At 44.5% G+C, this 13,590-nt stretch carries 12 protein-coding genes, 1 tRNA gene and 1 pseudogene; 11 read left to right on the top strand and 3 right to left on the bottom strand.

Going from position 1 to position 13,590, the window contains the following annotated elements; genetic code table 11:
* The 4 genes and pseudogenes from H6H03_RS32955 to H6H03_RS32940 all read left to right on the top strand — a co-directional run.
* Positions 1–134 (top strand): annotated as a pseudogene (locus H6H03_RS32955) (photosystem II q(b) protein); the annotation flags it as partial.
* A gap of 129 nt (positions 135–263) precedes the next feature.
* Positions 264–401, top strand: coding sequence for a hypothetical protein (locus H6H03_RS32950; protein ID WP_190959240.1), 138 nt, complete (start codon positions 264–266; stop codon positions 399–401).
* A gap of 69 nt (positions 402–470) precedes the next feature.
* Positions 471–1,028 carry a recombination mediator RecR gene (gene recR, locus H6H03_RS32945; RefSeq protein WP_199339172.1) on the top strand — a complete coding sequence of 186 codons (558 nt, stop codon included), beginning with the start codon at positions 471–473 and terminating at the stop codon, positions 1,026–1,028.
* Positions 1,029–1,371: 343 nt separating this feature from the next.
* Positions 1,372–1,647: a DUF5132 domain-containing protein gene (locus H6H03_RS32940; protein ID WP_190959239.1), complete on the top strand. Its 276-nt coding sequence runs from the start codon at positions 1,372–1,374 to the stop codon at positions 1,645–1,647.
* A 375-nt stretch (positions 1,648–2,022) separates the two neighbouring features.
* On the opposite strand, the gene H6H03_RS32935 is transcribed toward H6H03_RS32940, so the two are convergent.
* Together H6H03_RS32935 and H6H03_RS32930 are read right to left on the bottom strand one after the other, a co-directional pair.
* Complete coding sequence (locus H6H03_RS32935; protein ID WP_190959238.1) at positions 2,023–3,303, bottom strand: vWA domain-containing protein; 1,281 nt, start codon at positions 3,301–3,303, stop codon at positions 2,023–2,025.
* Entirely contained in the window at positions 3,300–4,556 is a 1,257-nt protein-coding gene (locus H6H03_RS32930) for a vWA domain-containing protein (RefSeq protein ID WP_190959237.1), read from the bottom strand. Before H6H03_RS32930 ends, H6H03_RS32935 begins: the two co-directional genes overlap by 4 nt.
* A gap of 232 nt (positions 4,557–4,788) precedes the next feature.
* Here H6H03_RS32930 and H6H03_RS32925 point away from each other — a divergent pair, with 232 nt between their 5' ends.
* The 3 genes from H6H03_RS32925 (at position 4,789) to H6H03_RS32915 (ending at position 6,980) form a co-directional block, all read left to right on the top strand.
* Positions 4,789–5,451 carry an ATP-dependent Clp protease proteolytic subunit gene (locus tag H6H03_RS32925; protein WP_190959236.1) on the top strand — a complete coding sequence of 221 codons (663 nt, stop codon included), beginning with the start codon at positions 4,789–4,791 and terminating at the stop codon, positions 5,449–5,451.
* Between the two features lie 103 nt (positions 5,452–5,554).
* Positions 5,555–6,148, top strand: coding sequence for an ATP-dependent Clp protease proteolytic subunit (locus tag H6H03_RS32920; protein ID WP_073642384.1), 594 nt, complete (start codon positions 5,555–5,557; stop codon positions 6,146–6,148).
* A 208-nt stretch (positions 6,149–6,356) separates the two neighbouring features.
* On the top strand, positions 6,357–6,980 hold the full coding sequence (locus H6H03_RS32915) for a J domain-containing protein (protein ID WP_190959235.1): 624 nt from the start codon (positions 6,357–6,359) through the stop codon (positions 6,978–6,980).
* A 449-nt stretch (positions 6,981–7,429) separates the two neighbouring features.
* On the opposite strand, the gene H6H03_RS32910 is transcribed toward H6H03_RS32915, so the two are convergent.
* Positions 7,430–7,501: transfer RNA gene (locus tag H6H03_RS32910), tRNA-Val, on the bottom strand.
* Between the two features lie 291 nt (positions 7,502–7,792).
* Here H6H03_RS32910 and fbp point away from each other — a divergent pair.
* The 4 genes from fbp (at position 7,793) to opcA (ending at position 13,587) form a co-directional block, all read left to right on the top strand.
* Positions 7,793–8,842, top strand: coding sequence for a class 1 fructose-bisphosphatase (fbp, locus tag H6H03_RS32905; protein ID WP_190959234.1), 1,050 nt, complete (start codon positions 7,793–7,795; stop codon positions 8,840–8,842).
* Positions 8,843–9,131: 289 nt separating this feature from the next.
* Positions 9,132–10,277, top strand: coding sequence for a transaldolase (gene tal, locus H6H03_RS32900; RefSeq protein WP_190959233.1), 1,146 nt, complete (start codon positions 9,132–9,134; stop codon positions 10,275–10,277).
* A 240-nt stretch (positions 10,278–10,517) separates the two neighbouring features.
* Positions 10,518–12,047 carry a glucose-6-phosphate dehydrogenase gene (gene zwf / locus H6H03_RS32895; protein ID WP_190959232.1) on the top strand — a complete coding sequence of 510 codons (1,530 nt, stop codon included), beginning with the start codon at positions 10,518–10,520 and terminating at the stop codon, positions 12,045–12,047.
* A gap of 175 nt (positions 12,048–12,222) precedes the next feature.
* Positions 12,223–13,587, top strand: coding sequence for a glucose-6-phosphate dehydrogenase assembly protein OpcA (gene opcA, locus H6H03_RS32890; RefSeq protein WP_190959231.1), 1,365 nt, complete (start codon positions 12,223–12,225; stop codon positions 13,585–13,587).
* Positions 13,588–13,590: the final 3 nt, after the last annotated feature.

Genomic DNA, 13,590 nt, shown 5'->3' with positions numbered 1-13,590 from the left:
GGGCTGACATCATCAACCGCGCTAACTTGGGTATGGAAGTAATGCACGAGCGTAACGCTCACAACTTCCCCTTAGACTTGGCGGCTTCTGATGTTGCTCCTGTTGCTTTAACCGCTCCTTCCATCAACGGTTAATCAGTAATTAACCCAAATACACTAAAAAGCGATCTCCGAAGGGGGGCGCTTTTTAGTGTCTTAAAATTGGGGGTAAAGACATATGCCTTCAACTAATTCAATCAAGATATACGAAACTTCAATCATGCGATGGTAGTCGTCTACAGACCTTTTCATATCACTGGTGCAAGCCTGACTCAATTTTATGATGTTTCAATCGAGCGATCGCCCCTCACCAAAGCCATTGGCTCAAAACCACTCCAAAATTCTGTAGGAATGTCATCATAGTTAAGGTGAAAACATTCTGGAGACAAAACCACGGTTTACGCACGTCCTTTAGCACGGTTAATTGAGCAGTTGCAACGCTTACCAGGAGTTGGCCCCAAATCTGCCCAGCGACTGGCTTTGCACATTTTGAAGCGACCAGAAGCAGAAGTAGAAGCTTTGGCGCAAGCTTTGGTAGAGGCAAAAAAACAGATCGGCTTGTGTTCTGTCTGCTTTCACTTATCTGCTGAGCCAGTTTGTGAAATTTGTCGTAATGTCAACCGTGATAACAATACTATTTGTGTAGTAGCAGATTCTCGTGATGTGATTGCCCTAGAAAAAACTCGCGAGTACAAGGGCAAGTATCATGTTTTGGGTGGGGTAATTTCTCCCATTGACGGAATTGGGCCAGAACAGTTAACGATTCAAGCTTTGGTACGTCGGGTGAGTAAACAACAACCCCAAGAAGTGATTTTGGCAATTAGTCCGAGTGTAGAAGGGGAGACAACTACACTGTATCTCGGTCAGCTACTAAAGCCATTTACCAAGGTGACACGAATAGCTTTTGGTTTACCTGTTGGTGGTGATTTAGAGTACGCTGACGAAGTTACTTTGGCAAGAGCCTTGGAAGGACGCCGGGAATTAGACTGAACTACCCCAACTAAAATTAAAGCATCAGCACGAATTGGTTCGAGAGATAATTATTATGACGTTCTCCCCCGTTAACCCTATGAGTATAACGGGGGCTTATTGTTATCTGCGGTTTACTGTTGTTAGCTGATGTTTAACTTATGGCATATCTATAGCAGGCAATAAGCAACAAGCTTAAATTTACACATTCATTTTGGTGTATCGTTGAGCCGAAAGCTTGCGATATAAAACTTTAAAGCGATTTTGTTTAACGTAACAATAAGTTGCTGGATGTTCTGATATTCAATTTTAACGAGAAGATAAAAAATAGGCTCAACTGAGATTAAACAAGGGAGGTAATACTATGTCAGTTAAGCTTTTACCCGACCTTGGCGATTTAGTAGAAGGACTGGGAGTTACAGGAATTGTCGGAATAATTCTTGTACCTGTTTTTCTTCCACTCATAGGTAGTGTTGGTAGACCCATAGCCAAAGCGATGGTCAAAAACGGCATTCTTTTTTATGAAAAAAACAAGGCTGCATTGACAGAATTAGGTGAGACTTGGGAAGACATCATAACCGAGGCGAGATCTGAGGTTGGAGAACAACGAATGAAATCGGCTAAACCTATGGATACATAAACTAAAGGGGAAGCTCACTCAGAAAATGCGAATTTTGGTTGGCGCTATTATCAAGTCCATTGTTGGTTGAGGAGTTTTTGCGTCAGCCGACGATCTCACTAAAGCTTTTTGGAGATGGTTTGCAACTTGTTAAGTATAAGCGATCGCAGATTTATGTAAACTATCCACACAATTAAACAAGACATGTAATGACTGCATTCAACGTAAGCAGCGACAACCAACTTTGGCAACCCGACCACAGTTTTTGAACCTTCTGCTTTATAGAATTGTTAGCCAGCATTCGGTAGGTTTTTCTACCGATAGAGTTTAATATGCTCATTTTTAAATTTAAAATACTTTACATACTCACCGTTAATCAGCAAAGCTGAATTTTTACTATTCCTGTAAAACCGTCTTTGATGCAATCCTAGTTTTCTTCAGGTCTGCTTCAGAAAGTTGTTCCCCAGCTTGCAGGCGGGTGGCGGAAGTTTGCAACACTGTCGCTGCACCTTTATCTCCTATCTGTAGTGCGGTTTTGGCAGCTGTTTGTAACATTGTAGCTGCACCAGTGCGATCGCCCTGTTGCAATTTCGCCTCCGCTAACTGGGTTTGCCGATACTTGGCTAATGCTAAAATAGATTGCTGCACCTGAGGATTAGATGCTGGTTGATAGTCCCTGACCACATCTGTGTAAACTGGCACGATGGGCGAAAGTAACCCCTGCTGGTTAATCAAAGGGTCATCGTAACGGATTTGCAGATGCCCAATTACCTGTTTACCTTCTGGCAACTGTCCCAAATAAATATTAGCCAAAACTACCCGTTCTACATCCTGCATCAAATCTCCCAAGCGCACAGCAAAACCAGAATCAGCTTCTGATTCCACTGGTAACTCAATGGTGTCTGGGGAAACTTGGGCAATGGGTTTAAATTCTGCTAATCGCACATTGGGCACTAAAGATAATAACAAATAGGCATTGGTTAGCCCCACAGATTGAATGCGTCCAAACAAACGGCTAAACTGCTCTAGAGCTTGTTCCGGACGCTCAATATAAGCTAAAGTTCCACCACCGACATCGGCAATTTTTTCTAACAAATCTTGATTCCAGTTATTACCAAATCCGAGAGTATTGATAGTTAAGTTCAGCTTGGCAGCTTTTTGCGCGAGTTCCAAACAGCGCTTGTTGTCATCAGGGCCGATGTGCCACTTCCAAATTCGCAAACTGCTTTCACCTTGGCCATCCGTCAGCAGAAAAGCTTGGGAAACAGCGCCTCTTGTGCCCTTCATCAGTTCTGTAATTCCCAGTTCCAAACCCTGAGCAATTATTGTACCGCCACTAGCACTGAGTTTCTTTTTAATTTGAGATTTGATGCTTTCGGGGTCTTCAATAATTTGGTTGGGGATAATGACTTCCGCAGAACCCGCAAAAGCGATAACTGAGATGCGATCGCCAGGCTTCAACCGATCGATTAATCCTTCCACTGCTTGAATCACCGTTGTAATTGGTTGTCCATGCATGGAACCGCTTTTATCTAGAATCAAGCAGAGGTTAAGGGGGAGATTTTGGTCAAACTCACCAGCAATTGCCGAAATTGTCATTGCCAATTGACGTTGGCTGCTTGTTTGAGCCACATCAACATTATTGTCATTTAGCGCCGAGAGCAATTTAACTTTCATTGCGGAGGGGTATCTTGCAAAACTGTTTTGGAGACAATTCTGGTTTTCTTGCGATCGCTTTCAGACAAATCTCCACCAGATTGTAACTGGGTGGCAGAAGTTTGCAACACTGTCGCTGCACCAGTATCTCCCATTTGCAAAGCAGTTTTGGCAGCCGTTTGTAGCATCGTCGCCGCACCAGTGCGATCGCCTTGTTGTAATTTCGTCTCGGCTAACTGGGTTTGGCGATACTTCGCTAATGCCAAAATCGATTGTTGCACCTGGGGATTGGGGTTTGGTTGGTAATCTCCGACTATATTGGCGTAAACTGGGATATTTGGCGTCAATATACTCGTTTCGTTGCTAGCTGGGTCGTCGTAGCGGACTTGCACATTGGCGATCGCTTGTTTCCCTGATGGTAATTGTCCCAAATAAATATTAGCCAAAATCACCCGTTCTGCATCTTTCATTAAATCTCCCAAGCGCACAGAGAAACGTCCGTCAGGTTCTTGTTGCAGTGGTAACTCAATTGTGTCTGGAGAAACTTGGGCAACGGGTTTGAGTTCGGCTAGCCTGACATTGGGCATGAGGGAGAATATCAAATAAGCATTAGTCAACGCTACTGCTTGAACGCGGCTGAACAAACGGCTAAATTCATCAACTACGCGATCGGGTTTTTGAATATAAGACAAAGTACCCAAACCAGCATCAGCAATTTTTTCTAAAACATCTTGGTTCCAATTGTCACCAAATCCTAAAGTATTCAAAGTCAAATTATAGCTGGCAGCCAATTGGGCAAATTTCAAACAGCGATTATTATCACCATGTTCATTTTCGCCATCGGTTAATAAGAAAGCTTGGGAAACGCTATCTTTTTTACCCTTGGCTAATTCTTCAATCCCCAACCGCAATCCTTCATCAATGGAAGTCCCACCATCGGCGGCTAGACGCTTAATTTGCTGTTTAATTTTTTCTGGATCTTCGATCGCCTGACTCGGCACTAAGACTTTAGCACGGTGATTAAAAACTACAACACTCAAGCGATCGCCAGGACTTAATCGATCCACCAGACGACTCGCGGCATTTTTCACCGTTTCTAGCGGCCGCCCATTCATCGAACCACTATGGTCGAGAATCAGGCACAAATTGAGTGGCACATTGCGGTCTTGAACTTCTGCGATCGCCGAAATCGAAATTCCCAACTGGCGTTGAGAGTTGATTTGATTGGCGTCCAAATTACTATCATTCAAGGCAGGCTGTAAGCTAACCCTCATAACTCAAAATTCCTATTTAAGATATAGATATTTGTAAATAACTTCAAAGCACTACTTTAGCGCTACGGAAAACCTATGCAATACATTAATATAATCAGAATATCTTAGAAGCCAAATATTGGCAGATGCTAGCCCCCCTTCAGTACTAGGGAGAAATCCACACCTTGAACCAAGTTAGCATCACGCTAGGATGTATTACAGTTAACGGCATAATTTCAGGCGATCAGTTGCTATGGACATTTCCGCCATCAAGGCTGTTCAATCCCCTTATTACGGCGATCGATTTTACCGGAAACCGCCGCCAGATTTACCGTCTCTACTATTAAAGGAGCGAATTGTCTACTTAGGAACTCCTTTAGTTCCACAAATCACAAAACTGATCATCGCCGAACTCCTGTATTTGCAGTCCGATGACCCAGAAAAACCAATTAAAATTTACATCAACTCTACAGGCACTTCTGGTTATAGTGGCGAACCCATAGGCTTTGAAACCGAAGCCTTCGCCATCTATGACACAATGAAATATATCAAGCCTCCTATCCACACCATCTGCATCGGTTCCGCGATGGGAATGGCAGCGATGATCCTCAGTGCTGGTACGAAAGGTTGCCGTGCTAGCTTACCCCATGCTTCGATTATTCTGCACCAACCCAAGAGTTTCGCCCAAGGTCAAGCAACGGATATTCAAATTCGGGCCAGGGAAGTTCTAGTCAACAAGACAGCAATGATTGACATTTTGTCTCGCAACACAGAACAACCGTCAGAAAAAATTAGCAAAGATATGGATCGTTTACTATACATGACTCCCTATCAAGCTAAGGAATACGGATTGATTGACCGAGTTTTTGAAAAAGAAGAATTGGCCAATCCCCCACTACCTGCCAGCGTCCTTTAAAAAATGCAGTGAGTCTGATTTCTTCTGATTTCAACTCACTCTACCCCAGAGGAGCTACCAGGCTTCATCCTTGCTATAAATCATTGTAATAACGGAGCAAATTATGCCTATTGGTTACCCTAGCGTTCCCTATCGGTTGCCAGGGGGACAGATGGAGGAATGGGTTCACATTTATACTCGTCTTTCCCTGGAACGAATTATTTTCCTGGGTGAAGAAATTGATGATAAGATTGCCAACGAGATTATAGCCTTCTTGCTATATCTGGATTCAGAAGATCCAGGCAAAGATATTTACATATACATCAATTCCCCTGGTGGTATGGTTACCTCTGGGCTGGCAATTTATGACACCATGCAGCACATCAAATCAGATGTGGTCACGATATGCACCGGTCTAGCAGCCTCTATGGGGTCATTTCTACTAGCAGGCGGAGCCAAAGGCAAACGTCTAGCGTTGCCTCACTCACGGATTATGATTCACCAACCTTCTGGTGGCACCCGCGGGCAAGCAAGCGATATCGAAATTGAAGCCAGAGAGATTCTGCGGATTCGTAACCAGCTAAATCAAATTTATGCTGACAACACAGGTCAAACCCTAGCAAAGATTGAAAAAGACATGGATCGTGACTTTTTCATGTCTGCCCAAGAAGCTAAAGAATACGGTTTGATTGACCGTGTGATTGAAGAAAGACCGTAGGAAGAGGACGTGGGGACGCGGGGACGCGGGGAGATGAGGGATAAGAATTAATAACCCATGCCCCATGCCCCATGCCCCATTCCCCATGTTAAAAAAACTGTCAAAATTGAACTTTAAAATATTAAATTTACCTTTATGATTAATATCTCAGGCTTTAAGTTCATAGCTGATAGCCCGTAGCTAAATATTCGATAGCTCATAGCTCAAGATGGATCTTGGAGATTGCTACCGTTTATTGGGTTTAAGGTCGGGAGCCTCTTTTGCTGACATCAAAGCGTCTTATCGACGACTGGCGCAGCAATATCACCCCGATATCAACCCAGATGACAACAAAGCAAAAGATAAGTTTATTGCCTTGACAGAGGCTTACAAAGTCCTGCTGACAGTGGTACTGCCAGAAGAAACAGCTGCACATTCCAATTCGGTGTCAACGTCGGGACGCGATCGCCCCAAAGCAACGCATCGGGAAAAAACACCAGGCACAAAGGCGAAAACCCACCAACCAGGGACACCAAAGCCACCTAATTTGGTGGAAATAGAACAGCGGCTCAAATGGAAAACTTATGAGCAATTGCAGCGATTTTTGCAAGAAAGACGATTTCCCCAAGCGATCGCCTTAGCCGAAGCTTTATCAGATCGGTTATCAAGTGATGCAGAAGTCCGCCAATGGCTAGCAGTTGCCTATCAAATCTGGGGCCGAGCATTAATTTCTGAAAACCAACTGCTCAAAGCTAGAATTTATCTGAAAAAAGCCCTGAAAACAGACCCTCATAATAAAAGTCTCTGGTATGAAGTGCAGCGGGATTTCGAGCGTTTAGAACAAATTTTTTGAAGAAGAATACAGAATTCAGAATGGGCTACGCCCCGCTGCGCTAACAGAATTCAGAAATAAATTAACGTGAGTTGGATGGGTTAAAAAAGGCAAAAAGCTTGCCAGATATCAAGTGTGAGAAGCTGAGCAGGACATAAGGCGATGCCTGCGGCTGGCTTTGCCGACGCTAAGATTGATTGAGAATCGGTCAAAAAGTCACAAAAAAAGGCCGAAACTAAAAATATCTAAGAAAAATAAGATACAAAGAAGCCTGTGCTACATTGCAGCAAGCACAAGTTAATTTTGCTGGATAAGGAGATTTAGAACTCAATCTGGTAAAAACGTGTTTAATTCAATATCCACTTTTTCAACCATAATCTGCCGCGCGAGTCCTCAAGCATAATGTTGCCGCTGGGGCAAACTTATGCTTGAAATCACAAAGTGCGACATATAATTTGCGAATCTACAAATGGGCGATACTGGATTTGAACCAGTGACCCCATCCGTGTGAAGGATGTGCGCTACCCCTGTGCTAATCGCCCAAGATTTCAGATTATATCATAACTGTTACAAAAAATTGTAGATTTTTACTAATAAGAGAATAATTTATTAAATTCTAAGTGCGTAGGCGTAGCCCGTCGTAGACATCGCTCCCTCTCCAACACCTCAATATCAGCTATCGCTCTAAGGACTATAGTCATCAAAGATTCATTTCTTTAGTTTATCTAAAGTCGCATCTCAGTTCTCAAATTACCTTCCTAAGATAGAAACAGCGACCATAAAGTTGCGACATATAACCCAACTAACAGCTAGTGGCTACGGAGAACACAAAAATGACTCAAGCGCCAGAATCTTTAGACTTGTCCGTCAACGACGCTACAGACAAAGCTTTAGATCGTGATTGTACAACTCTATCGCGTCACGTCTTACAGCAACTTCAAAGTTTTTCGGCAGATGCACAAGATTTGAGTGCGCTGATGAATCGTATCGCCCTGGCTGGCAAATTGATTGCTCGTCGCATGAGTCGGGCTGGTTTAATGGAAGGCGTTCTCGGATTCACTGGAGAAGTGAATGTGCAAGGTGAGTCCGTCAAAAAAATGGATGTGTATGCCAACGATGTCTTTATCTCAGTATTTAAGCAAAGCGGCTTAGTTTGTCGCCTCGCTTCTGAGGAAATGGAAAAACCCTACTACATCCCAGAAAATTGCCCCATTGGGCGCTATACCCTGCTATATGACCCAATTGACGGTTCATCCAACACGGATATTAATCTCAGCTTAGGTTCCATTTTCGCCATTCGCCAACAAGAAGGAACTGATAGCGATCAGCAAGCAAGTGACCTCCTGGCCAACGGACGCAAGCAAATTGCTGCCGGATACATCCTCTATGGGCCCAGCACAATGCTAGTCTATAGTATAGGTAAAGGCGTACATTCCTTTGTTCTCGACCCCAGCTTAGGCGAATTTATTCTTACAGAAGAAAATATCCGCATTCCTAACCACGGTGCTGTTTACAGCGTAAATGAGGGTAACTTCTGGCAGTGGGAAGAATCAATTCGAGAATACATTCGCTACGTTCACCGCACAGAAGGCTATACCGCTCGATACAGCGGGGCAATGGTGAGCGATATCCATAGAATTTTAGTTCAGGGTGGTGTATTTCTCTACCCAGGTACTATTCAAAAACCAGAAGGGAAATTGCGTTTGCTTTATGAAACCGCACCTCTAGCGTTTTTGATTGAGCAAGCAGGTGGCCGTGCAACTACAGGGCTAGTAGATATTTTGGATGTAGTGCCAAAAAAACTGCATCAGCGCACACCTTTAATTATTGGTAGTAAAGAAGATGTCGCTAAAGTGGAGTCTTTTATTCAAAACGGTCATTAAATGAGGATGAAAAAGCGTCAATAATGCATTTAGATTTCATTAATTAAAGGTTAATCATGGTGATTTAGGATTGGGAATGCAGAATAGCACTTCTTGAAAATAAATTAAGGATTATCTCAGCTGGCCGATGCGATAAGTGATTGGCAACGTCACAATTCAAGAGTTACCGTCAACAATCAACAGTATTCAACACTTAATAATCAACAGATGTTAACTGATAGCTGTTTGAGAATTTGATGGATGCCAACTTCACTAGGAAACATCATACAGGAGTGAAACAAACTAGGTTATGGCAACCAATCATCTACTAGAAATTAAGCAATACGGTCAAAGTATCTGGATGGATAATTTGACTCGTGACATTATTCAATCAGGCGAACTCCGAGACTTAGTTGAAAATCAAGGAATTGCTGGGATAACTTCCAACCCAGCGATTTTTGAAAAAGCGCTCGCTGGCAACGTCATTTATGATGCTGATATAGAAGCTGGAGTTCGGGCTGGCTTACCAACATACAAAATTTACGAATCGCTGATTTTTGCAGATATTCGTAGTGCGTGTGATATTTTACGCCCTGTTTATGAAGCCTCGAATAAACTCGATGGTTATGTGAGTATCGAAGTACCACCCACCATTGCCCACGATACCCAAGCAACAATAGCCGAAGCCAGACGGTATTTTCAAGAAATTGACCGGGAAAATTTGATGGTTAAAATTCCTGGTACCGAAGCTGGTTTGCCAGCAGTAGAACAGGCGATCGCCGAAGGCATCAATGTTAACATTACATTGCTGTTTTCTGTAGAAAGCTACGTCAACACAGCTTGGGCGTATATTCGGGGATTAGAAAAACGGGCAAGCGATGGTAAAGATATCAGCGAAATAGCTTCAGTTGCCAGCTTCTTCCTCAGTCGGATCGATAACAACATCGACGCCAAAATTGATGCTAAGTTGAAAAAAGGTGTTGATGATATTGCAGTAGAAGCCAAGCTAAAAGCTGTGAAAGGAAAAGTAGCGATCGCTAACGCTAAGATAGCCTACCAAGAATACAAGAAAATCATCGAAAGCGAGCGTTGGCAAGCCTTAGCAGCAAAAGGAGCCAAAGTACAGCGGCTACTGTGGGCTAGTACCAGCACCAAAAACCCCAGCTACAGCGACGTGATGTATGTCGATGAGTTGATTGGCAAAGATACCGTGAACACCGTACCGCCAGGCACTATCAAAGCTTGTGCCGATCATTGTAACGTAGGCGATCGTATAGAAACAGGAACAGAAGAAGCTTACAAGCTGATCGAAAACCTCAAAGACCCCGACATCAACATTAATCTCGATACCGTCATGGATGAACTCCTAGCTGAAGGTATTGACAAGTTCATCCAACCCTTCCAGTCCTTGATGAACTCTTTAGAAGAAAAAATCAAGGTATTGTCGCCAGTGTAGGGGCTGGGGAGTGGGGAGATTGGGAGATGCGGGGCAGAGGGGCAGAGGGGACAACGGGATAAGGGGACAAGGGGACAAGGAGAATAATTCTTAACCAATGCCCAATGCCCACTTGCCCTGAGCGTTCGCGTAGCGTCTCGTAGAGAAGCCGAAGGGATGCCCAATGCCCAATGCCCCATGCCCCATGCCCCAATCCCCAGTACCCAATCCAAAATCCAAAATCTAACATCCAAAATTCCTATGGTCAGTCTGCTAGAAAATCCCTTGCGCGTTGGTCTGCAACAACAAGGGATGCCCGAACCGCAAATTATAGTTATCTTTGGCGCTTCCGGTGACCTTACCTGGCGCAAACTAGTACCAGCACTTTTCAAATTGCGGCGAGAACGGCGCATTCCACCTGAAACTACCATCGTCGGCGTAGCACGTCGAGAGTGGACTCACGAATACTTCCGCGAACAGATGCAAAAAGGGATGGAAGAGGCACATCCCGATGTCGATTTGGGGGAACTCTGGCAAGACTTCTCTCAAGGTCTGTTCTACTGTCCTGGCGATATCGACAAGCCCGAAAGTTATCAAAAACTGAAAACTTTATTAACCGAACTAGACGAAAAGCGGGGCACGCGAGGCAATCGGATGTTTTACCTCTCCGTTGCCCCAGCATTCTTTCCCGAAGCAATTAGGCAGCTAGGAACTGCTGGGATGCTAGAAGATCCCTACAAACATCGTCTGGTAATTGAAAAACCCTTCGGTCGTGACTTGGCTTCCGCCCAAAGTCTCAACCAAGTAGTACAAAAATTTTGTAAAGAAAACCAAGTCTATCGTATTGACCACTACTTGGGTAAAGAAACAGTCCAGAATTTGCTGGTGTTTCGCTTCGCCAATGCGATTTTTGAACCCTTGTGGAATCGGCAATTTGTTGACCACGTGCAAATTACCGTAGCAGAAACCGTGGGCGTGGAAGACCGCGCTGGTTACTATGAAAGCGCCGGCGCACTACGGGATATGTTGCAAAACCATTTAATGCAACTTTACTGCCTGACAGCAATGGAAGCACCCAACTCAATGGATGCCGACAGTATCCGTACTGAAAAAGTAAAGGTTTTGCAAGCTACACGTTTAGCTGATGTCCACAATCTCTCACGTTCCGCAGTGCGCGGTCAATATAGCGCTGGTTGGATGAAAGGTCAACCAGCACCAGGGTATCGGGAAGAACCAGGTGTCAATCCCCAATCTACAACACCCACCTATGTCGCCATGAAGTTTTTAGTTGATAACTGGCGCTGGCAGGGTGTTCCTTTCTATCTGCGGACTGGTAAGCGGATGCCGAAAAAAGTCAGTGAGATTTCCATCCACTTCCGCGACGTTCCTTCTCGGATGTTTCAATCCGCCGCGCAACAGAGAAACGCCAATATTTTGGCAATGCGGATTCAGCCGAACGAAGGAATTTCCCTCCGCTTTGATGTGAAAATGCCTGGGGCAGAATTCCGCACCCGTTCCGTGGATATGGACTTTAGTTATGGTTCGTTTGGCATCCAAGCAACTTCCGATGCCTACGATCGCCTCTTCCTTGATTGTATGATGGGCGATCAAACATTATTCACCCGCGCCGACGAAGTAGAAGCAGCTTGGCAAGTAGTAACCCCAGCCCTTTCAGTTTGGGATGCACCCACAGACCCAACTACCATTCCCCAGTACGAAGCCGGTACTTGGGAACCAACAGAAGCAGAATTATTAATTAACCAGGATGGCCGTCGTTGGCGCAGACTGTAAAAAGTTAGGAGTTAGGAGTTATGAGTTATGGGTTATAGGTTATGAGTTTTGAGTTAATAATTGTTAGCTTCTAACTCCTAACTTTCAACTTCTAACTCCTAACTTTCAACTCCTAACTCCTAACTCCTAATTCCTAACTTATCCAAAATCCAAAATCCAAAATCCAAAATTGACTATGGCTCCCCAAGCTCCTACTATTTTTTCACTTCAAGCTCCGAAGGATATTTCACTCACAGAAATAGAAGCGGAACTGAATCAAATCTGGCAAAGTTACGGTATTACCGGCGAAGATGGTGCGCTTCCTGCTGCCACTCGCGCCACGACATTTACTTTAGTGGTTTACGAACCAGAAGAAACCCAGTATCTTTTAGCTACTTTAGGTTTTTATAACGGGCCACTGGATGGAATTTTAGGGCCTCAAATGGAAGCCGCTCTACGACAAGTACAGATAAAATATTCACTGCCAGAAACCGGAATCGCAACACCTGAAACCCTGGCTTTATTGCGAGAAGAATTCACCAAACGTCAAGGAAATGGCGCTAGCGGGGATAATGGTTCTTCCTATAACTTAAATGCCCCAAGCCCCCGAATAGCTGATGAAATCGCTCTCCGTAACCCCTGCCGGATTATTGCCCTGTTCCCCATTACTGGAGAAGATGAAGGCGTTAAGGCTCAAGTTTCTGCCTATTGCCCCATTCAAAAGCAATCTTCAAGTACACTCATCTGCTGCGAATACATCACTCTTAGTGGCACCGCTGCTGCCTTGGAACGCGTAGGCGGGATGATTCCGGCATTGTTGATTGGTGGCTTGCCCAAATTTCTTTGGTGGAAGGCAACACCAGACCCCAACAACACTTTATTCAAGCGGCTGTCAGCAGTTTGCAATAACGTGATTGTGGATTCTTGCCGCTTTAACGAGCCAGAAAGCGACTTACTCCGCCTCCAAGAATTGGTGGAAACTGGTGTTCCTCTAGCTGACTTGAACTGGCGTCGCCTTTCAGCATGGCAGGAATTGACAGCTGAAGCCTACGATGCACCCCACCGTCGTGCTGCTCTCAAAGAAATTGATAGAGTAACAATTGATTACGAAAAAGGCAACCCCGCACAAGCATTGCTGTTTTTGGGCTGGCTGGCAAGTCGGCTAGAATGGCTGCCAGTTTCCTATCAAAAGGAAAGCGGAGATTACGACATTACCCGTATTCGCTTCCTTGCCAAAGACCAGCGACAAGTAGAAGCTGAGTTAGCCGGAGTCCCTGTTGCTGATGTCGGTGAAATTATTGGTGACTTGATTGCTATCCGCCTGAGTTCCACAAATACTCAAGCAGATTGTGGTACAGTAATCTGCTCAGAAACCGGTGGTTGTATGCGGATGGAAACACACGGTGGTGCCCAAGCCGCAGGTCTGTTTCAACAAGTGAGTTCACTCTCAGAACAAAAGGCGGAAGCATTGCTGAGTCAGCAGGTGCAACGTTGGGGTCGCGAGTCACTTTTTGAAGAAAGTCTAGGAGTGATAGCGAAAACTTTTAAGATTGGAAGTTAGGAG

Origin of the sequence: Nostoc paludosum FACHB-159, assembly GCF_014698835.1 — a bacterium.
GTDB lineage: Bacteria > Cyanobacteriota > Cyanobacteriia > Cyanobacteriales > Nostocaceae > Nostoc > Nostoc paludosum.
Note: the sequence above shows the minus strand (reverse complement) of the source record. Positions and strands in the feature narration are given on the sequence as shown.